The organism is Bacillus sp. BC08, from assembly GCF_054326875.1.
On record NZ_JBTGPA010000021.1, the window covers coordinates 1 to 21,097 of the forward strand.

The 21,097-nt window shown below is 37.3% G+C and carries 24 protein-coding genes, 1 rRNA gene and 2 other annotated features; all 25 genes read left to right on the forward strand.

Annotation, left to right across the window (positions count from 1 at the left end):
- The first annotated feature begins 14 nt into the window (after nt 1–14).
- Nucleotides 15–130: ribosomal RNA gene (gene rrf / locus ACXVYO_RS04400) — 5S ribosomal RNA — on the forward strand.
- A 209-nt stretch (nt 131–339) separates the two neighbouring features.
- Nucleotides 340–801, forward strand: coding sequence for a transcriptional regulator CtsR (gene ctsR / locus ACXVYO_RS04405; RefSeq protein WP_061678384.1), 462 nt, complete (start codon nt 340–342; stop codon nt 799–801).
- A 173-nt stretch (nt 802–974) separates the two neighbouring features.
- Nucleotides 975–1,523 carry a UvrB/UvrC motif-containing protein gene (locus ACXVYO_RS04410; protein ID WP_458466147.1) on the forward strand — a complete coding sequence of 183 codons (549 nt, stop codon included), beginning with the start codon at nt 975–977 and terminating at the stop codon, nt 1,521–1,523.
- Nucleotides 1,524–1,527: 4 nt separating this feature from the next.
- The gene (locus ACXVYO_RS04415; RefSeq protein ID WP_458466148.1) at nt 1,528–2,592 is read left to right on the forward strand and encodes a protein arginine kinase; all 1,065 of its coding nucleotides are present in this window, start codon (nt 1,528–1,530) and stop codon (nt 2,590–2,592) included.
- A 22-nt stretch (nt 2,593–2,614) separates the two neighbouring features.
- Nucleotides 2,615–5,050, forward strand: a complete 2,436-nt coding sequence (clpC, locus tag ACXVYO_RS04420; protein ID WP_061678382.1) for an ATP-dependent protease ATP-binding subunit ClpC — start codon at nt 2,615–2,617, stop codon at nt 5,048–5,050.
- Nucleotides 5,051–5,146: 96 nt separating this feature from the next.
- Entirely contained in the window at nt 5,147–6,523 is a 1,377-nt protein-coding gene (radA, locus tag ACXVYO_RS04425) for a DNA repair protein RadA (RefSeq protein ID WP_061678381.1), read from the forward strand.
- A gap of 3 nt (nt 6,524–6,526) precedes the next feature.
- Nucleotides 6,527–7,600, forward strand: a complete 1,074-nt coding sequence (gene disA, locus ACXVYO_RS04430) for a DNA integrity scanning diadenylate cyclase DisA (protein ID WP_061678380.1) — start codon at nt 6,527–6,529, stop codon at nt 7,598–7,600.
- 160 nt (nt 7,601–7,760) lie between these two features.
- Entirely contained in the window at nt 7,761–8,870 is a 1,110-nt protein-coding gene (locus tag ACXVYO_RS04435) for a PIN/TRAM domain-containing protein (protein ID WP_000919678.1), read from the forward strand.
- A gap of 16 nt (nt 8,871–8,886) precedes the next feature.
- Nucleotides 8,887–9,567 (forward strand): 2-C-methyl-D-erythritol 4-phosphate cytidylyltransferase, encoded by a 681-nt coding sequence (ispD, locus tag ACXVYO_RS04440; protein ID WP_458466149.1) that lies wholly within the window; start codon nt 8,887–8,889, stop codon nt 9,565–9,567.
- A 115-nt stretch (nt 9,568–9,682) separates the two neighbouring features.
- A complete protein-coding gene (gene ispF, locus ACXVYO_RS04445) occupies nt 9,683–10,159 on the forward strand; it encodes a 2-C-methyl-D-erythritol 2,4-cyclodiphosphate synthase (RefSeq protein WP_000488386.1) in 477 nt (158 codons plus the stop codon).
- A gap of 89 nt (nt 10,160–10,248) precedes the next feature.
- On the forward strand, nt 10,249–11,706 hold the full coding sequence (gene gltX, locus ACXVYO_RS04450; protein ID WP_061678376.1) for a glutamate--tRNA ligase: 1,458 nt from the start codon (nt 10,249–10,251) through the stop codon (nt 11,704–11,706).
- Nucleotides 11,707–11,753: 47 nt separating this feature from the next.
- Nucleotides 11,754–12,000 (forward strand) — a binding site (T-box leader).
- A gap of 138 nt (nt 12,001–12,138) precedes the next feature.
- A complete protein-coding gene (cysE, locus tag ACXVYO_RS04455) occupies nt 12,139–12,804 on the forward strand; it encodes a serine O-acetyltransferase (RefSeq protein ID WP_000476500.1) in 666 nt (221 codons plus the stop codon).
- Nucleotides 12,785–14,182 (forward strand): cysteine--tRNA ligase, encoded by a 1,398-nt coding sequence (cysS, locus tag ACXVYO_RS04460; protein ID WP_061678375.1) that lies wholly within the window; start codon nt 12,785–12,787, stop codon nt 14,180–14,182. The genes cysE and cysS overlap by 20 nt, the downstream gene beginning before the upstream one ends.
- A 2-nt stretch (nt 14,183–14,184) precedes the next feature.
- Nucleotides 14,185–14,592 carry a Mini-ribonuclease 3 gene (locus ACXVYO_RS04465; protein WP_458466150.1) on the forward strand — a complete coding sequence of 136 codons (408 nt, stop codon included), beginning with the start codon at nt 14,185–14,187 and terminating at the stop codon, nt 14,590–14,592.
- Complete coding sequence (gene rlmB, locus ACXVYO_RS04470) at nt 14,589–15,332, forward strand: 23S rRNA (guanosine(2251)-2'-O)-methyltransferase RlmB (protein WP_071747344.1); 744 nt, start codon at nt 14,589–14,591, stop codon at nt 15,330–15,332. Before ACXVYO_RS04465 ends, rlmB begins: the two co-directional genes overlap by 4 nt.
- A gap of 3 nt (nt 15,333–15,335) precedes the next feature.
- Nucleotides 15,336–15,848 carry an NYN domain-containing protein gene (locus tag ACXVYO_RS04475; protein WP_000997888.1) on the forward strand — a complete coding sequence of 171 codons (513 nt, stop codon included), beginning with the start codon at nt 15,336–15,338 and terminating at the stop codon, nt 15,846–15,848.
- A gap of 67 nt (nt 15,849–15,915) precedes the next feature.
- Nucleotides 15,916–16,575, forward strand: coding sequence for an RNA polymerase sporulation sigma factor SigH (locus ACXVYO_RS04480; protein ID WP_000387198.1), 660 nt, complete (start codon nt 15,916–15,918; stop codon nt 16,573–16,575).
- 128 nt (nt 16,576–16,703) lie between these two features.
- Nucleotides 16,704–16,850 carry a 50S ribosomal protein L33 gene (gene rpmG, locus ACXVYO_RS04485; protein ID WP_002070160.1) on the forward strand — a complete coding sequence of 49 codons (147 nt, stop codon included), beginning with the start codon at nt 16,704–16,706 and terminating at the stop codon, nt 16,848–16,850.
- Nucleotides 16,851–16,882: 32 nt separating this feature from the next.
- Nucleotides 16,883–17,062, forward strand: a complete 180-nt coding sequence (gene secE, locus ACXVYO_RS04490; protein WP_001241321.1) for a preprotein translocase subunit SecE — start codon at nt 16,883–16,885, stop codon at nt 17,060–17,062.
- A gap of 131 nt (nt 17,063–17,193) precedes the next feature.
- Nucleotides 17,194–17,727, forward strand: a complete 534-nt coding sequence (nusG, locus tag ACXVYO_RS04495; RefSeq protein WP_000415794.1) for a transcription termination/antitermination protein NusG — start codon at nt 17,194–17,196, stop codon at nt 17,725–17,727.
- Between the two features lie 167 nt (nt 17,728–17,894).
- Nucleotides 17,895–18,320, forward strand: coding sequence for a 50S ribosomal protein L11 (gene rplK, locus ACXVYO_RS04500; RefSeq protein WP_001085872.1), 426 nt, complete (start codon nt 17,895–17,897; stop codon nt 18,318–18,320).
- Between the two features lie 177 nt (nt 18,321–18,497).
- Nucleotides 18,498–19,190: a 50S ribosomal protein L1 gene (rplA, locus tag ACXVYO_RS04505; protein ID WP_002070162.1), complete on the forward strand. Its 693-nt coding sequence runs from the start codon at nt 18,498–18,500 to the stop codon at nt 19,188–19,190.
- A gap of 49 nt (nt 19,191–19,239) precedes the next feature.
- Nucleotides 19,240–19,383, forward strand: a sequence feature (ribosomal protein L10 leader region).
- A 39-nt stretch (nt 19,384–19,422) separates the two neighbouring features.
- On the forward strand, nt 19,423–19,923 hold the full coding sequence (gene rplJ, locus ACXVYO_RS04510) for a 50S ribosomal protein L10 (protein WP_000048721.1): 501 nt from the start codon (nt 19,423–19,425) through the stop codon (nt 19,921–19,923).
- Between the two features lie 67 nt (nt 19,924–19,990).
- Nucleotides 19,991–20,350: a 50S ribosomal protein L7/L12 gene (gene rplL / locus ACXVYO_RS04515; protein WP_000159737.1), complete on the forward strand. Its 360-nt coding sequence runs from the start codon at nt 19,991–19,993 to the stop codon at nt 20,348–20,350.
- Between the two features lie 76 nt (nt 20,351–20,426).
- The gene (locus tag ACXVYO_RS04520; protein WP_060629207.1) at nt 20,427–21,026 is read left to right on the forward strand and encodes a class I SAM-dependent methyltransferase; all 600 of its coding nucleotides are present in this window, start codon (nt 20,427–20,429) and stop codon (nt 21,024–21,026) included.
- Nucleotides 21,027–21,097 lie beyond the last annotated feature (71 nt).

The window sequence follows — 21,097 nt, forward strand, 5'->3', positions numbered from 1 at the left end:
ATATGCCTTCATAGTTTGGTGATGATGGCAGAGAGGTCACACCCGTTCCCATACCGAACACGGAAGTTAAGCTCTCTAGCGCCGATGGTAGTTGGGACCTTGTCCCTGTGAGAGTAGGACGTCGCCAAGCAATTAAAAACACGAGTCATTTGACTCGTGTTTTTTCGTGTTTTCTTTTATAATCCATAGTAATTAAAAAATGTGTTTAAATAATTATTATTTTGATTAAATACAGGGGAATGTGGCTAGGATAGTGAATAAGCAAAAGAGTTGCAAATTTTATTAATACGTATATAATTAAAGTCAAAGATAGTCAAAGTCAATAAAGGTGGCGGATAAATGAGAAATATATCTGATATCATTGAGCAATATCTAAAGCAAGTTATTGACTTAAGTAATAATAATGTGATTGAAATCAAAAGAAATGAGATTGCGGATCGATTCGAGTGCGTACCATCTCAAATCAATTATGTAATCAATACCCGTTTTACGATAGAAAGAGGATTTGTAGTAGAAAGTAAACGTGGTGGAGGAGGTTACATTCGCATTATAAAAGTCAAACTGCATGACGATATAGACATTATCGATCAAATGCTTCATATGATTGATCATAGCGTTGCGCAAGGGAATGCAGAGAGTATGATTATACGTTTAATAGAAGAGGGAATCATAACAAATCGTGAAGCTAAACTTATGTTAAGTGTACTAGATCGGTCTGTATTATCAATGGATGTTCCTTCTCGAGATGAACTTAGGGCTCGAATATTATGCGCAATGTTAAGAACACTGAAATATAAATAAATATAGCTTTTGTAAAAGAGTAATAACTAAGGTATAAGGCAGTTAAATATTGTAGAGGTTTTGAAAAAAGAACACGCACTTTTATTTAAACGAATAAGGGAAAGTGAACAATCTAGTAATGTATGAAAAGTACTATGAGATAGATCGTTCCTGTTGTAAAGGTGGGGATAGTGATGACTTGTCAAAACTGTAATATAAGACCAGCAACTTTACATTATACAAAAGTAATCAACGAACAGAAGACGGAAGTTCATCTTTGTGAGCAATGTGCAGAACAAAGTGGCTATACGTCTTTCTTTCAATCGCCGCAGTCTAACTTTTCATTCCATGATTTATTTGCGGGGTTATTACATGGTGAATCGACAATGTTTGAAGAAGGACAAAACGGGCTTTCGAATACAAATATATTAAGGTGTCCAGATTGTAAGATGACATATGAGCAATTTACAAAGGTGGGACGTTTTGGATGTGCTTCTTGTTACGATACATTTAAGGAACATTTAAAGCCATTATTAAAACGTCTTCACGGCGGACATACAGAACATTGTGGAAAAATTCCGGAACGTATAGAAGGAAATATTCACTTAAAGAAAGAATTAGATGAACTAAAACTCATTCTGAAACAATACGTACAGAAAGAGGAGTTTGAGAAAGCTGCTGAAATAAGGGATAAAATTCGAGGTCTTGAAAATCAGCTTAGTGAGCATAGAGAGGGGGAATAGTTCTATGTCACTGGACAAAATTATGAATGAAGCGATTAGTCCATGGATGAAGGGGGATGGCCCTGATTCTGATATTGTTTTAAGTAGTCGAATACGTTTGGCTCGTAATTTTAAAAAATATCAATTCTCTACTATGCAAAACGAAGAAGAAGCTAAACAGATTCATGAATTATTTAAAAAGGAATTTATAAATAAAACGGTAGAACCTTTTGGAGAGTTTGAACTATTAAAAATGAATAAATTAACGCCTCTTCAAAGGAGAGTATTAGTTGAAAAGCATTTAATTAGTCCTAACCTTGCCGGAACAGAATATGGAGCATGTCTATTGTCAGGAAGCGAACATATTAGTGTTATGCTGAATGAAGAAGACCACATTAGGATTCAGTGCTTATTTTCAGGATTGCAGTTATCAGAGGCCCTTCAAAGTGCCAATCAAATAGATAATTGGATAGAGGAAGAGGTTGAATATGCTTTTGATGAATCACTTGGATATATAACGAGTTGCCCTACTAACGTTGGTACAGGACTGAGGGCTTCCGTAATGATTCACTTACCGGGACTCGTTTTAACGAAAAGAATTAGCCGTATTATACAAGTAATTCAAAAATTAGGGTTAGTAGTAAGAGGAATATACGGTGAAGGTAGCGAAGCGTTAGGTAATATATTTCAAGTGTCAAATCAAATGACGCTAGGAAAATCTGAAGAAGATATTATTGCAGATTTAAAGAGTGTCATTCAACAAATCATACAGCAAGAAAAGATGGCTAGAGAATTAATTGTACAAAATTCAAGTATTGAGCTTGAAGATAAAGTTTATCGCTCTTATGGCATACTAGCAAACAGTCGGTTAATTCAATCTGCGGAAGCGGCCACTTGCTTATCAGATGTACGACTTGGTATTGATTTAGGATATATAAAAGGTGTATCGAGAAATATTTTGACTGAGCTAATGGTTCTTACACAACCAGGTATTTTACAACAATATGCAGGTGGACCTTTAGGACCAGAAGAAAGAGATTATCGAAGAGCAACCTTAATCCGGGAGCGATTACGTATTGAAAAAAACTAAGCGCAAGTAGGAGGCGATTTCTATGATGTTTGGAAGATTTACAGAAAGAGCACAGAAAGTATTAGCTTTATCTCAAGAGGAAGCAATTCGTATTGGGCATAATAATATTGGAACAGAACATATTTTACTTGGGCTTGTACGTGAAGGTGAAGGAATTGCAGCAAAAGCGTTAATTGCCCTTGGATTAAGTCCAGAGAAAGTTCAAAAAGAGGTAGAAGCATTAATTGGACGCGGAACAGAAGCTTCTCAAACTGTACATTATACACCGCGTGCTAAAAAGGTTATTGAGTTGTCAATGGATGAAGCTCGTAAATTAGGTCATTCTTACGTCGGAACAGAACATATCTTACTTGGTTTAATCCGTGAAGGTGAAGGTGTAGCAGCACGTGTTTTAAATAACTTAGGTGTTAGCCTAAATAAGGCAAGACAACAAGTGTTGCAACTTCTTGGAAGTAATGAAGCAAGTTCAGGTCACCAAGGTGGTTCTTCAACAAATGCAAATACACCAACACTGGATAGCTTAGCGCGTGATTTAACAGTTGTTGCACGTGAAAATCGTCTAGATCCTGTTATCGGGCGTGGTAAAGAAATTCAACGTGTAATTGAAGTTTTAAGCCGTAGAACAAAAAACAATCCTGTATTAATTGGAGAGCCTGGTGTGGGTAAAACGGCAATTGCAGAAGGATTAGCACAACAAATTGTAAATAATGAAGTTCCTGAAACATTAAGAGATAAGCGTGTTATGACACTAGATATGGGTACAGTTGTAGCTGGAACGAAATATCGTGGTGAATTTGAAGATCGTTTAAAGAAAGTTATGGATGAAATCCGTCAAGCTGGCAACATTATTCTATTTATTGATGAACTTCATACATTAATTGGTGCAGGTGGAGCAGAAGGTGCTATTGATGCATCGAACATCTTAAAACCATCTTTAGCACGTGGAGAGTTACAATGTATTGGGGCGACAACTTTAGATGAATATCGTAAATATATTGAAAAAGACGCGGCTTTAGAGAGACGATTCCAACCAATTCACGTTGATGAGCCAAGTTTAGACGAATCAACTCAAATCTTGAAAGGTTTACGTGATCGTTACGAGGCACATCACCGTGTATCTATTACAGATGATGCAATTGATGCAGCTGTAAAGCTTTCAGACCGTTATATTACAGATCGTTTCTTACCAGATAAGGCAATTGACTTAATTGATGAAGCTGCTTCCAAGGTTCGCTTACGTTCTTATACAACACCACCAAATCTAAAAGAGCTTGAAGTGAAGCTTGAGGAAATTAGAAAAGAAAAAGATGCAGCTGTGCAAAGTCAAGAATTTGAAAAAGCTGCTTCCTTACGTGATATGGAACAACGCTTACGTGAGAAGTTAGAAGATACGAAGCGTCAATGGAAAGAACAACAAGGAAAAGAAAACTCAGAAGTGACAGTAGAAGATATTGCCAATGTCGTTTCTACGTGGACTCGTATACCGGTTTCTAAACTTGCACAAACAGAGACTGATAAATTATTAAACTTAGAATCCATCCTTCACGATCGTGTTATTGGTCAAGATGAAGCGGTAGTAGCTGTAGCGAAAGCTGTTCGTCGTGCTAGAGCGGGATTGAAAGATCCAAAACGTCCGATTGGTTCATTTATTTTCTTAGGACCAACAGGTGTAGGTAAAACAGAGCTAGCAAGAGCGTTAGCAGAATCTATGTTCGGTGATGAGGATGCAATGATTCGCATCGATATGTCTGAGTACATGGAGAAGCATTCTACTTCTCGTTTAGTTGGATCTCCTCCAGGATATGTTGGATATGAAGAAGGTGGACAATTAACAGAAAAGGTTCGCCGTAAGCCATATTCAGTTGTCCTATTAGATGAAGTAGAGAAAGCTCATCCTGATGTGTTTAACATTTTATTACAAGTATTAGAAGATGGTCGCTTAACGGATTCTAAAGGGCGTACAGTTGATTTCCGTAATACAATTGTTATTATGACATCTAACGTTGGTGCAGACGCGTTAAAACGTAATAAACATCTTGGATTTAACGTACAAGATGAGAGCCGCGATTATTCAGATATGAAAGGTAAAGTAATGGATGAACTGAAAAAGGCATTTCGTCCAGAATTCTTAAACCGTATTGATGAAATTATCGTGTTCCATATGCTTGAGAAAAAACATATTCAAGAGATTGTAACACTTATGGTAAATCAGTTAGTGAATCGCTTAAAAGAGCAAGAAATTGAATTGCATTTAACAGAAGGAGCAATTTCAGCCATTGCTGATAAAGGATTTGACCGAGAATACGGTGCTCGTCCGCTTCGTAGAGCAATTCAGAAACATGTAGAAGATAGACTATCAGAAGAACTTTTAAAAGGTGCTATTGAGAAAGGACAAAAAGTTATCTTTGATGTTGAAGGGGAAACATTTGTCATTCATAGTGCCGAAAAGGTAAAATAAGTATAGACAAACTAAGAGGGCTACGAGATAGCCCTCTTTCTTGTACGAGAAGGATAAACTGTTTATAGATGAAAGTGAAGTGAAATATAAAACGATATGGCTAAAAAGAAAACAAAATTCACATGTCAAGAGTGTGGTTATCAGTCACCAAAATATATGGGGAAATGCCCTGGTTGTGGTCAATGGAATACACTTGTTGAAGAGATGGAACCGGTTGTATCATCAAGACGCCTTAATTATGCCAATGCAATTCAATCGGAAGTAACAAAACCAAGACGCCTAACAGAAGTAGAAACAAAATCTGAGGCACGTATTGAAACGAAATTCCAAGAGTTTAACCGTGTACTTGGTGGTGGGATTGTAGATGGATCCTTAGTACTTATTGGTGGAGACCCTGGGATTGGAAAATCAACATTGCTATTACAGATTTCATCGCAATTAGCAGATTCTTCATATGATGTACTATATATATCCGGTGAAGAATCGGCAAAACAGATTAAACTTCGTGCAGATCGTTTGCATGTAAATGGTAGTAATCTATTTGTTGTATCAGAGACGGACTTGCAGCGAATTGCAGCACATATTGAAGAGATGAATCCAGCTTTTGTTGTTATTGATTCCATTCAAACGATACATTTACCTGAGGTAACGTCAGCGCCGGGAAGTGTGGCACAAGTACGTGAATGTACAGCAGAATTAATGAAACTTGCAAAAACAAAAGGAATCCCTATTTTTATCGTTGGACATGTAACAAAAGAGGGGGCAATTGCAGGTCCTCGTATGTTAGAACATATGGTCGATGCAGTTCTCTACTTTGAAGGAGATCGTCATCATACATATCGTATTTTGCGAGCTGTGAAGAATCGTTTTGGTTCCACGAATGAAATGGGTATTTTTGAAATGAAAGAGCTTGGTCTCGCGGAAGTCTTAAACCCTTCTGAAATTTTTCTTGAGGAAAGACCCGTTGGAGTCGCAGGATCAACAGTAGTTGCCTCGATGGAAGGAACAAGACCGGTTTTAGTAGAAATACAAGCATTAATCTCCCCTACTAGTTTTGGAAACCCTCGAAGAATGGCGACGGGAATTGATCATAATCGTGTATCGCTTATTATGGCAGTGTTAGAAAAAAGAACAGGTTTATTATTGCAAAACCAAGACGCATATTTAAAAGTAGCAGGTGGTTTGAAATTAGATGAACCAGCAATTGATTTAGCTGTGGCTTTAAGTATCGCTTCAAGTTTTAGAGATAAATCTACGGCACCAACTGATGCAGTAATAGGAGAAGTAGGATTAACTGGAGAAATAAGAAGAGTATCAAGAATTGAACAACGTGTACAAGAAGCAGCTAAATTAGGATTTCAACGTGCTATTATTCCTAGAAAAAATTTGGGAGGATGGACAATTCCAGATGGGATTGAGGTAGTAGGTGTATCTAATTTAGGGGAAGCGCTTCGTTTGACATTAGGAGGCTAGGCTATGGAAGAAAACAAGCAACGTGTCAAAAGTATGATTAATATTTTACAACTCGTGGCCCCAGGAACACCACTGCGCGAAGGCATAGATAATGTGCTTCGCGCACAAACAGGGGGACTAATTGTTCTTGGGTATAACGAACAAATTAAAAGTATTGTAGATGGAGGCTTTCATATTAATTGCGCATTCTCTCCTGCTAGTTTATACGAATTAGCAAAAATGGATGGGGCACTTATTTTAAATGAAACTGGAAGTAAAATTTTAATTGCAAATGCACAGTTAGTTCCAGAGGCGTCTATTGATTCTATTGAAACAGGTATGCGCCACCGGACAGCAGAGCGTGTAGCAAAGCAGACAGGTAGTCTTGTTGTGGCTATTTCACAAAGACGTAACGTAATTACACTATATCAAGGGAATTTACGTTATACACTAAAGGATATAGGTGTTATTTTAACAAAGGCAAACCAAGCTATTCAAACGTTAGAAAAATATAAGGCTGTATGGAATGACGGTATTACGAATTTGGGCATTCTAGAATTTGAAGAAGTCGTTACAATGTCCGAGGTAGTTCATGTATTACATAGTGTTGAAATGGTACTGCGTATTAAAAATGAAATATTGAGCTATATTCATGAGCTAGGAACAGAAGGAAGGTTAATTCGTTTACAACTTACAGAACTACTAGCTGATTTAGAGGCAGAGGCAGCATTATTAATTAAAGATTATTACCAAGAAAAAACACAAGACCATCATCAAATTTTGAAAAAGTTACAAGATCTTGCGAACACACAACTTCTAGAGGATAGCGATTTAGTTAAACTGCTTGGCTACCCAGGACAAACGAGTTTAGAAGAAAGTGTGACGCCGAGAGGATACCGAATCACAAGCAAAATTTCGCGCGTTCCGCCACTTATCATTGAAAATTTAATTAATCGGTTTAAGACTTTGCAAGGTGTTTGTCGAGCAACTATTAATGAATTAGATGATGTGGAAGGAATTGGAGAAGTCAGGGCGAAGAAAATACGAGAAGGCCTAAAAAGAATCCAAGAGCATCTCTATATGAGTAGACACAATTAAGAATATTACATTGATTCCATAATATAACGACACTAGAACACTTTTGGTATATGATATGATATATTGGTAAATAAAACTATTTATAAAAAAACACGTCCGCTTTTGCATTCGGCGTTTTGATTAGCGAAACAATGGTTAATAATGAGTAGGAGGTGGTTGGATGTTAAAACGGATTGTACAGCTCTTCTTTCTAGTAATTGGGGGAGCGTTAGGGATTTACTTAATCCCAAAAGTTATTAATGTATTAGACATCGGTGCCGTTCCTTTATTGGAAGGATCGTATGCTCGTGCAATTATTGGTGCAATTATTTTATTTTTAACAACATTTTGGCTTGTAGATTATATTGTTCAACTTATTAAGCATATTGAAGAGGCTCTTGTAAAGGCGCCTGTAGCGGATGTTTTATTTGGTACATTAGGTTTAATCTCTGGGCTTATTGTTGCGTATTTAATTTTAATACCAATTCGTGAATTTACAATTCCAGTTATTAGTACAGTTTTGCAAGTGTTCTTTACTCTTTTACTTGGATACTTAGGATTCCAAGTAGGGTTTAAAAAGAGGAATGAATTGCTAGGATTATTTACACTACCACAACGTGGGAAGAAGAAAAATAATAATAGTGATAATGAAGAAACTGAAACAGAGGTAGAAGAATCTACAACTCATTGGAAAATTCTCGATACGAGTGTAATTATCGACGGACGTATTGCTGATATTTGCCAAACAAAGTTTTTAGAAGGAACAATTGTGATTCCGCAATTCGTGTTAGAAGAACTTCAGCATATTGCCGATTCTTCTGATGCTTTAAAGCGTAATCGTGGTCGCAGAGGATTAGATATTTTAAATCGTATTCAAAAAGAGATGCCGATTCCGGTAGAAATTTATGAAGGCGATTTCGATGATATTCAAGAAGTGGATAGCAAGCTTGTAAAGTTGGCGAAAATCACTGGTGGAACGGTAGTAACGAATGATTTCAACTTAAATAAAGTTTCTGAACTACAAGGGGTAACAGTGTTAAACATTAACGATTTAGCTAATGCGATTAAACCTGTTGTACTCCCAGGGGAAGAACTAAGTGTTTATGTTGTAAAAGATGGAAAAGAACAAAATCAAGGTGTTGCATATTTAGATGACGGCACGATGATTGTAGTAGAAGATGGTAGAGAATATGTAGGTTCACAACTCGATGTGCTTGTTACGAGTGTGTTGCAAACATCGGCTGGTCGTATGATTTTCGCCAAACGTAAATTATTAGAAAAAGCATTATAAGTAGAGGATTATTAATATGTATACATTAATTATTCCAGCAGCTGGTCAAGGGAAGCGGATGGGTGCCGGTAAAAATAAGTTGTTCTTACTTATTAATGAAGTACCGATTATTGTGCATACGTTACGTGCTTTTGAAAAGGATAAAGCGTGCAAAAGTATTATTATGGCAATTAACGAAGAAGAACGTCCGTATTTTGAAGAGCTAATGCAGAAGTATCCGATTGAAAAGCCAGTACAATTTATTCAGGGTGGAGCCGAAAGACAAGATAGTGTGTATAATGCGATTCAGCATACTAGTGATGTTGAGTATGTTCTTGTACATGACGGTGCGCGTCCGTTCGTAACGAATAAAGTGATTCAAGATGTATTAACTGCAGCAGAAAAATATGGGGCGTCCATTTGTGCGGTGCCAGTGAAAGATACCGTTAAGAAGGTAGAGCAGGGTGTTGTTGTCGAAACGGTAGAAAGATCTCAGCTTAAAGCTGTACAAACACCACAAGGATTCGCTGTTTCTCTTTTGTTAGAAGCTCATAGAAGTGCAAAACAGGGGTGTTTCCTTGGTACAGATGATGCAAGTCTCGTAGAACGTATCGGAAAGCAAGTAGGTGTAGTAGAGGGGAGTTACTATAATATTAAAGTGACGACTCCAGAGGATTTATTAATTGCTGAAAGTTTCCTTCACGTTCAAAAGAAATGACAGTGATGATTATAGCGAAGAAAAGCTCGGCAACAGCCGAGCTTTTCTTTATAAGGATAGCGATATAATATAGAATCATAAAGCTCTGTAGTTTAGCTTGAGGAGGATGTAAAAAATGTTTCGAATTGGACAAGGTTTTGATGTACATGAATTTGCGGAAGGTAGACCGTTAATTATTGGTGGAATTACAATTCCTCATGAGAAAGGATTAATTGGTCACTCTGATGCAGACGTATTGTTACATACGATCGCAGACGCATGTTTAGGCGCAATTGCAGCAGGAGATATTGGAAAGCATTTCCCTGATACAGATCCTGCCTTTAAAGATGCTGATTCAGCTGTATTGCTGCAAAAGGTTTGGGAATTTGTACGTGAACAAGGTTATGAGTTAGGGAATTTAGACTGTACAATTATTGCTCAAAAACCAAAGATGGCACCACATATTGAAAGTATGCGTAAACGCATTAGTGAGCTATTAGAAACGTCTATTGATAATATCAATGTAAAGGCAACAACAACAGAAAAATTAGGATTTACAGGTAGAGAAGAAGGAATTGCTTCTCAAGCAGTTGTTTTATTACAGAAAAAATAAGGGTTTTTAATTCGTAAGATGGATAATCACATTTGTTTGGTGTACAATTATAGAATGTGTTGACATTAAGAATGGAAGGTGTACCAATTATGGAAAAGCAAGTGAGAGTGCGCTATGCGCCAAGTCCAACAGGACACTTACATATCGGAAATGCGCGTACGGCATTATTTAATTATTTATTTGCTCGTCATCAAGATGGTAAGTTTATTATTCGTATTGAAGATACTGATGTAAAACGTAATGTTGCTGGTGGAGAAGAAAGCCAATTAAAATACTTGAAATGGCTCGGTATGGACTGGGATGAAGGTGTTGATGTTGGTGGTGAATTTGGACCATATCGTCAAACAGAGCGTTTAGATATTTATAAAAAATTATATGAAGATTTACTAGAGCGTGGTTTAGCTTACAAATGTTATATGACAGAAGAAGAGCTAGAAGCAGAACGTGAAGGACAGATCTCTCGTGGTGAAACACCTCGTTACGCAGGTAACCACCGTGATTTAACTGAAGCACAAGAGAAAGAATTTGAAGCTGAGGGACGTATTCCAAGTATCCGTTTCCGTGTACCAGCTGACCGTGATTACACATTTAAAGATATCGTAAAAGATGAAGTTGCATTCCATTCAAATGATTTCGGTGATTTCGTTATCGTGAAAAAAGATGGAATTCCAACTTATAACTTTGCGGTAGCAGTAGATGATCACTTAATGGAAATTACACACGTACTTCGTGGTGATGATCATATTTCAAATACGCCAAAACAAATGATGATTTATGAAGCTTTCGGTTGGGATATCCCGCAATTTGGTCATATGACTTTAATTGTAAATGAAAGCCGTAAAAAATTAAGTAAGCGTGATGAATCTATTATTCAATTTATTGAGCAATATAAAGAGCTTGGATATCTTCCAGAAGCAATCTTTAACTTTATTGCACTACTAGGCTGGTCGCCAGTAGGAGAAGAAGAAATCTTCTCTCAAGAAGAGTTTATCAAAATGTTCGATGCAGCTCGTTTATCAAAATCACCTGCATTGTTTGATTCTCAAAAATTAAAATGGATGAACAACCAATATATGAAAAAGCAAGATTTAGATACGGTGGTAGAATTAAGCTTACCGCATTTAGTGAAAGCTGGACGTATAGGTGAGACTTTAAGTGAACAAGAACAAGCTTGGATTCGTGATGTAATTGCGTTATATCATGAACAAATGAGCTTTGGAGCTGAAATTGTAGAGCTTTCTGAAATGTTCTTCAAAGATCATGTTGATCATGAAGAAGAAGGACAAGAAGTATTAAAAGGTGAACAAGTACCAGAAGTACTTCGTGCATTTGCTGGTCAAGTAGAAGCACTAGAAGCGATGGAACCAGCAGCAATTAAGGCGGCTATTAAAGCAGTTCAAAAGGAAACAGGTCATAAAGGTAAAAACTTATTTATGCCAATCCGTGTTGCAACTACTGGCCAAACACATGGTCCAGAGCTACCTAATGCTATTGCACTTCTTGGAAAAGAAAAAGTTTTAAATCGTCTTCAAAAAGTAATTGGTTAACATTTTCTAGGTTTAGAAATATAATAAGTATACTTAAAACCTAATAAGGAAAAGCGACGAGAAGGAGAAGTAGAAAATCAGGCTTTTTACAGAGAGAACCACCTTTAGGCTGGAAGTGGTTTATAAGCGGATTTTTGAAATGCCCCTTCGAGTCTTCTGCTGAACAGCAAATTGTTTTGCGAAACGTCTTAGGGCGTAAAGTAAGCAGAAGCGGTGTACACCGTTATCAGAGATGAGTTTGAGGCTTTTTTTAGCCTAAACAGAGTGGAACCGCGCTTATAAGGCGTCTCTGTCAATATGACAGAGGCGTCTTTTTTTATACCGTAAAACTGGGTGTGAGTATAAATTTTATCTACGTGTATAAAGATTTAGGGAGATAAGTAGGGAGTTAGTTCGCTCGAAAAAGCAACCCATAAAGGGGAGGGAACATCGATGTTTAAGAGGCTTCGGGAAGATATTGAAGTCGTTTTTGAACAGGATCCAGCGGCAAGAAGTTATTTCGAAGTCATTTTGACTTACTCTGGATTACATGCAGTTTGGGCCCATCGGATTGCACATGCTTTTTATAAAAAGAATTTCTTCTTTATTGCACGTTGGATCTCACAAGTTAGTCGTTTCTTTACTGGCATCGAGATTCATCCAGGAGCAACAATTGGTCGTCGTTTTTTCATAGACCATGGAATGGGGGTTGTAATTGGAGAAACGTGCGAAATTGGTGATAATGTAACGATCTATCAAGGGGTTACATTAGGTGGTACGGGTAAAGAAAAGGGAAAGAGGCATCCTACAATTCAGGATAATGTATTAATTGCTACAGGTGCTAAAGTACTAGGTTCTATTACAGTTGGAGAGAATTCTAAAATTGGAGCAGGTTCTGTCGTATTAAAAGAAGTCCCTGCACATTCTACAGTTGTAGGTATACCTGGCCGAGTCGTTATTCAAAATGGAGTAAAGATCGGTCAAGAATTAAATCATTCTGATCTTCCAGACCCGATTTTTGATAAATTAAAGGTTATGGAAGTAGAACTTGATAAATTGAAAAAACAACTTGAAGTAAAGGTAGAAAGGAAGGATAAAAATGACTATTCACATTTATAATACGTTAACGCGTCAAAAGGAAGAGTTTACGCCATTAGAAGAAAATAAGGTAAAGATGTATGTATGTGGACCTACAGTTTATAACTATATTCACATTGGGAATGCAAGACCACCTATGGTATTTGATACGGTACGCCGTTATTTAGAATATAAAGGGTATGATGTGCAGTATGTATCCAACTTTACTGACGTAGATGATAAATTAATTAAAGCAGCAAATGAATTAGGTGAAGATGTGCCGACAATTGCTGACCGTTTCGTTGAAGCATACTTTGAGGATGTAACGGCACTAGGTTGCAAACATGCAACAGTACATCCGCGTGTAACAGAAAATATGGATATCATTATTGAATTTATTCAAGAACTTGTGAATAAAGGATATGCATATGAATCAGAAGGTGATGTGTACTTTAGAACGAAGGAATTCGAAGGATACGGTAAATTATCGCATCAACCAATCGCAGACTTACGTCACGGTGCGCGTATTGAAGTAGGAGAAAAGAAACAAGACCCTCTTGATTTTGCTTTATGGAAAGCTGCGAAAGAAGGAGAAATCTTCTGGGAAAGCCCTTGGGGGAAAGGTCGTCCAGGCTGGCATATTGAATGCTCGGCAATGGCGCGTAAATACTTAGGAGATACAATCGATATTCATGCTGGTGGTCAAGACTTAGCATTTCCTCATCATGAGAATGAAATTGCGCAGTCTGAGGCGTTAACTGGAAAAACATTTGCACGTTATTGGATGCACAATGGATATATTAATATTAATAATGAGAAGATGTCTAAGTCACTGGGGAACTTCATTTTAGTTCACGATATCATTAAGCAATATGATCCACAGTTAATCAGATTCTTTATGCTATCGGTACATTACCGTCACCCAATTAATTTCAGTGAAGAGTTATTACAAAGTACAAATAACGGACTGGAAAGAATTAAAACGGCTTATGGTAACTTGAAACACCGTATGGAAAGCAGTACCGATTTAACAGACCATAATGAGAATTGGTTAGCGGAACTGGAAAAATTCCAGACTGCATTTGAAGAAGCAATGAATGATGACTTCAATACTGCTAATGCAATTACTGAGTTATATAATGTAGCAAATCATGCGAATCAATATTTACTGGAAGAACATACATCTAAAGTGGTAATTGAGGCATACGTAAAACAACTTGAAACATTATTTGATATTTTAGGGTTAGAATTAGCGCAAGACGAGTTGCTTGATGAAGAAATCGAGGCACTTATTCAAAAACGTATTGAAGCTCGTAAAAATCGTGATTTTGCATTGTCAGATCAAATTCGCGATGATTTAAAAGACCGTAATATTATTTTAGAAGATACCGCTCAAGGTACAAGATGGAAAAGAGGATAAGAATGATTGATGCAAAGCAATTAAACAGCTTAGCGTTAGCATACATGGGTGATGCGGTATATGAACAATATATCCGCTATCACCTACTCCAAAAAGGGAAAGTTCGTCCTAACCAATTACATCGATTAGGGACAAGCTTTGTTTCGGCAAAAGCACAGGCGAAAGTTGTTTATCATTTATTAGAGACAGCATTTTTAGCTGAAGAAGAAGAAGCGGTACTAAGAAGAGGGCGTAATGCAAATTCAGGTACTGTTCCGAAAAATACGGATGTACAAACATATCGACATAGCACAGCTTTTGAAGCGCTAATTGGCTATCATCACTTATTAAATAATCGCGAAAGATTAGACGAAATTGTATATAAGGCAATTGCTGTTTTAGAAGAAAAGGAAGGGGGCACATCATCATGAGTAGTGAATATATTATCGGACGTAACCCTGTAATTGAAGCGTTACGATCAGGAAGAGATATTAATAAAATTTGGATCGCAGAAGGTGCTGCCAAAGGACAAGTACAAATTGTACTAGCACTAGCGAAAGAAAATAAGGTTATTTTACAACATGCACCAAAGAAGAAGTTAGATCAATTAGTTGAGGGGAACCATCAAGGTGTAATTGCTCAAGTGGCAGCATATCAATATGCTGAGTTAGAAGATCTATTTAAATTAGCAGAGAAGCGTAATGAAGATCCGTTCTTCTTAATTTTAGATGAAATTGAAGACCCACATAACCTAGGTTCTATTATGCGTACTGCGGATGCAACAGGAGCTCATGGAATTATTATTCCGAAGAGAAGAGCTGTGGGACTTACAGCATCAGTTGCGAAAGCATCGACTGGAGCAATTGAATACATTCCTGTTGCACGCGTAACGAATTTATCTCGTACAATCGATGAATTAAAAGAACGTGGGCTTTGGATTGCTGGTACAGATGCAAAAGGGAAAACGGATTACCGTAATTTAGATGGTAAAATGCCAATTGGATTAGTAATTGGAAGTGAAGGAAAAGGTATGAGTCGTATTATTGGTGAAAAATGTGATTTCCTAATTACTTTACCGATGGTGGGTAAAGTTACATCCTTAAATGCTTCAGTAGCCGCAAGTTTGTTAATGTATGAGGTATATCGTAAGCGTCACGAAATTGGTAAATAAAAAATGAACGATATTTTAATCGTTGACGGTTACAACATTATCGGAGCTTGGGGAGACTTGAAGAAACTACGGGATGTAGATTTGCAATCATCAAGGGATGCACTGATTGATAAGATGGCGGATTACCAAGGATACACTGGTACAAAGGTAATGATAGTCTTTGATGCTTATACGGTACAAGGCATTGAAAAAAAGATGAAACAATCGCGTGTGGAAGTCATATTCACGAGAAAGAATCAAACTGCAGATGAAAAGATAGAGCAACTAGCGATTGAGCTTAGAAATATAAATACGCAAATATATGTTGCGACTTCTGATTATACGGAACAATGGGTTATATTTGCGCAAGGTGCTCTTCGGAAATCGGCACGTGAATTAGAGTTGGAAGTACAAGCGATGGAGCAACAAGTAAGAAGGCGTACGCAAGACACAAAAGAAAAGCAACCCGCCATGCGAAAGATATTTAGTAAGGATATTACAGAAAAATTAGAAAAATTAAGAAGAGGAGAGCGTTGAAGCATTGACGCTCTTTGTCTTTTTACTGTATAATATTGCTAAATAAATAGCGGTCGGAGGGATCAAGGTGGAAGCAGGCTTCGTAAGTGTAGGCGACGTTACATTTCGTGATTTAGAGGATGAGGCAATCGTTGAGTTAGTTCGAAAAGGTAATACTGACGCTCTAGAATATTTGATTCACAAATATAAGAACTTTGTTCGCGCGAAATCAAGATCTTATTTCTTAGTGGGTGCCGATCGAGAAGATATTGTTCAAGAAGGTATGATTGGATTGTTTAAAGCGATTCGTGATTATAAAGAGGACAAGCTGTCTTCATTCAAAGCGTTTGCTGAACTGTGTATCACTCGACAAATTATTACCGCTATTAAAACAGCAACAAGGCAAAAGCATATTCCGTTAAATTCATATGTGTCTTTAGATAAGCCGATTTATGATGAGGAATCTGATCGGACATTATTAGATGTTATTTCGGAAGCGAAGGTAACAGATCCTGAAGAAATGATTATAAGTCAGGAAGAATATACAGACATAGAATCTAAAATATCTGAATTATTAAGCGATTTAGAAAGAAAAGTTCTTTCTTTATATCTAGATGGTCGTTCTTATCAAGAGATTTCGGAACAGTTAAATAGACATGTGAAATCTATTGATAACGCTTTACAGAGAGTGAAGCGGAAATTGGAACGATATATGGAAATGAGAGAGAGTACCACTTTAAATTCATAACAAATACTACAGGTGTAAAAAATCACCTGTTTTCTTTTTGTAGAGAGTACAAAAGGCATGTCATTGACATTGTCTTTTGTTGTATGATACATTTTTAGGGACATAATGTTACAAGGTTGGTGTAACTAATGAGGAAAAAAGTTGTACTCTCATGTGAAGAGTGTAAAAATCGAAACTACTCTACGATGAAAGATACGAGCTCAGTAGAGCGACTTGAAATAAAGAAGTTTTGTAAAACATGCAATCAGCATACAGTTCACAAGGAAACAAAATAAATAATTGAAATAATACACTGGAGGTCCCGTAGATGCGTTTAACGAACTTTTTCGGCGATGTAGGTCGCGAAATGAAAAAAGTAAGTTGGCCTAAAAAAGATGAATTACTCCGTTCAACAGCGACTGTTATCGCTACAGTTGTCTTCTTTGCGATTTTCTTCGCAGTGGTTGATATGGGCATTTCTTCTTTAATTCGGTTAATTCTTGGTTAATTCTTGAATAAGAAGCACTTATCCATGATATAATGTTATTTATAAGAACTGTGTAAAAGCCCGGTGAACGGGTTTTTTCATTTGCGCAAAAAAATGTACGTCAGGGAGGGAAGGACGCTCGTCCTAAATGAATGGAAAAAAGTTGGTATGTTGTCCATACTTATTCTGGATATGAAAATAAAGTAAAAGCAAACCTAGAGAAACGTGTAGAATCAATGGGTATGCAAGATAAAATTTTCCGTGTTGTTGTCCCGGAAGAAGTAGAAGTAGAAATGAAAAACGGTAAAGAAAAATTAATGAAAAGAAAAGTGTTCCCAGGTTATGTATTAGTAGAATTAATCATGACTGATGACTCTTGGTATGTTGTACGTAATACGCCAGGTGTAACTGGGTTCGTTGGTTCTTCTGGTTCTGGATCTAAACCATCACCTCTATTAGAAGAGGAAGTTGTTACCATTATGAAGCATATGGGAATGGATAACGAAGTGGTTGATTTCGACTTTGAACTTCATGAAACAGTGCGTGTAAATGAAGGACCATTCGCAGATTATACAGGTGCTATTGAAGAAATTGATGTGGAGAAGAAAAAGGTTAGCGTGCTTGTGGACATGTTCGGTCGCGAGACTCCAGTTGAACTTGACTTCCATCAAATTGAAAAATTATAAAATGAAACTTGAAATGAATTGTAAAAAGTGATAATATCTTTTAAGTCAGTACGTCTTCGTTATCGGAGACGTTTTTTGAAAGATTTTATCCTTACAGATAAAATATGACGTGGGAGGGCAAATCACTGTCCAATTGACCACATCACGGACTTAAGGAGGTGTGTCTCGTGGCTAAAAAGGTAATTAAAATGGTAAAGCTTCAAATTCCTGCAGGTAAAGCTAACCCAGCTCCACCAGTTGGTCCAGCATTAGGACAAGCAGGTGTTAACATCATGGGCTTCTGTAAAGAGTTTAACGCTCGTACAGCTGATCAAGCTGGTCTTATCATCCCTGTTGAAATTACGGTATTTGAGGACCGTTCATTCACTTTCATTACTAAAACTCCTCCTGCTGCTGTTCTTCTTAAGAAAGTAGCTGGTATTGAGTCTGGTTCTGGTGAACCAAACCGTAATAAAGTGGCAACTGTTAAGCGTGATAAAGTACGCGAAATCGCTGAAACTAAAATGCCTGACCTAAACGCTGCTAGCGTAGAAGCTGCAATGCGTATGGTTGAAGGTACTGCACGCAGTATGGGCATCGTTATCGAAGACTAATTCGATTTGTTTTTTTAAAAAGGTTGCGGGTCTGGAATTCCAATTCGCAACCTTTATTATCGTAAATGATTATTGTTTTTAAATAAATGGATGGCGCGCATCCTCAGGTTATACCTGAAAATAAGCGTAAACGTGGGAGGTTATTCCGCTAAAACCACATTCGAGGAGGAAATAAAAATGGCTAAAAGAGGTAAAAAGTACGTAGAAGCTGCAAAGCTTGTTGATCGTGCAACTGCTTACTCTGCAACAGAAGCAGTAGAATTAGTAAAGAAAACAAACACAGCTAAATTTGATGCGACTGTAGAAGTTGCATTCCGTTTAGGTGTTGACCCTAAGAAAGCTGACCAACAAATCCGTGGTGCAGTTGTTCTTCCACACGGTACTGGTAAAGTACAACGTGTATTAGTATTCGCTAAAGGCGAAAAAGCTAAAGAAGCTGAAGCTGCTGGAGCTGACTTCGTAGGCGATGCTGATTACATCGGTAAAATCCAACAAGGTTGGTTCGATTTCGATGTAGTAGTAGCAACTCCTGACATGATGGGTGAAGTTGGTAAACTTGGTCGCGTATTAGGACCTAAAGGTTTAATGCCAAACCCTAAAACTGGAACAGTTACTTTCGATGTAACTAAAGCTGTTAACGAAATCAAAGCTGGTAAAGTTGAATACCGCGTTGATAAAGCTGGTAACATCCACGTTCCAATCGGTAAAGTATCTTTCGAAGATGCTAAATTAGTAGAAAACTTCAGCACAATCGCTGACACTTTACAAAAAGTTAAGCCAGCTGCTGCAAAAGGTACTTACATGAAGAACGTAACAGTTGCTTCTACAATGGGACCTGGCGTACGTGTAGACGTTTCTACATTAGCGTAAATTTTGGAAGTTGACTTCATAAAGAAGTTTTTATATAATCATTTATGTTGTGAATTTAATTAGTGTACCGTAGACAGTAGGTGTCAATAGACTTAATTTCCTACCTAGGTGTTAATATACGAAACGGAATTTTTTTCTGTGACTATATGCCTCCATGTCTACAAGTTGGGCATGGAGGTTTTTAGTGCACTTTCGGTACATCTTCTATATAATCTACAGGAGGTGTAATAACATGAGCAAAGTAATCGAAACTAAACAACAAGTTGTAACTGAAATCGCGGACAAACTTCGCGAAAGTAAATCTACGATCGTTGTTGACTACCGTGGTTTAACAGTTTCTGAAGTAACAGAATTACGTAAAAACTTACGTGAGGCTGGCGTTGAGTTCAAAGTTTACAAAAACTCTTTAACTCGTCGTGCTGCAGAGTCTGCTGAAATGGCTGAGTTAAACGAATTCTTAACAGGACCAAACGCAATCGCGTTCAGTAACGAGGATGTAGTTGCTCCTGCGAAAGTATTAAACGACTTCGCTACAAAACACGAAGCTTTAGAAATTAAAGCTGGTGTAATCGAAGGTAAACTTGTAACACTTGATGAGGTTAAAGCTATCGCTACTCTTCCATCACGTGAAGGCTTACTTTCTATGCTTCTTAGCGTTCTTCAAGCTCCAATCCGTAACCTTGCACTTGCTACTAAAGCAGTTGCAGAACAAAAGGAAGAGCAAGGCGCTTAATTTCTTAAAAGATAATTACTTGTTATCTATAAAACAATACAAACCTATTTAAGGGAGGATATTTACAATGACTAAAGAACAAATCATTGAAGCAGTTAAATCTATGACTGTATTAGAACTTAACGACTTAGTAAAAGCTATCGAGGAAGAATTCGGCGTAACTGCTGCTGCTCCTGTAGCTGTAGCTGGTGGCGCTGGTGAAGCTGCTGCTGAGAAAACTGAATTTGACGTAGTACTTGCAAGTGCTGGCGCTCAAAAAATCAAAGTTATCAAAGCTGTACGTGAAATCACTGGTCTTGGCTTAAAAGAAGCTAAAGAATTAGTTGACAACACTCCAAAAGCAATCAAAGAAGGCGTTTCTAAAGAGGAAGCTGAAGAAATGAAAGCTAAACTTGAAGAAGTTGGCGCTGCTGTAGAAGTTAAGTAATTAACTTTTGATGCTTTAAAAAAAGCTCGCTCTCATGCGAGCTTTTTTTTTAACTGTAAAGAAAAGAGGTGGCCATATGGCAGACCATTATTTTTCTAACGACCCTTCTAGTAAAAGTGATCGTAAGCGATGGGAATTTGCACTTCGTGGATCTCAATTTACTTTCTTATCTGACCGTGGGGTGTTCTCGAAAAACGAAGTGGACTTTGGTTCTCGTCTTTTAATTGAAGCGTTTCAAGTGCCAGATATTAAAGGTGATATATTAGACGTAGGTTGTGGATATGGACCAATTGGTTTATCGTTGGCGAAAGAATTTCAAGACCGTAAAGTTCACATGGTGGATGTGAATGAAAGGGCGCTTGAGCTTGCGAAAGAAAATGCCGCTAACAATAGAATTGGAAATGTACACATTTTTCAAAGTAGCGTCTATGAAAATGTAGATGGTATGTATGCTGCTATTCTATCTAATCCTCCAATTCGTGCAGGTAAAGACATCGTGCATGAGATTTTAGAGAAGGCTGTAGAGTATTTAGTTCCAGGTGGAGAGTTGTGGATTGTTATTCAAAAGAAGCAAGGTGCACCATCTGCACTGAAGAAACTAGAGGAAGTATTCTCTGAAGTCGAAGTTGTAGAAAAGAAAAAAGGATATTATATCATAAAATCAAAAAAACGTTGACGGTTATTTTTGGCTATGTTAACATTATACAATGCCAATATATGATTTTCTGCGTTGAGAAAGATGTATAT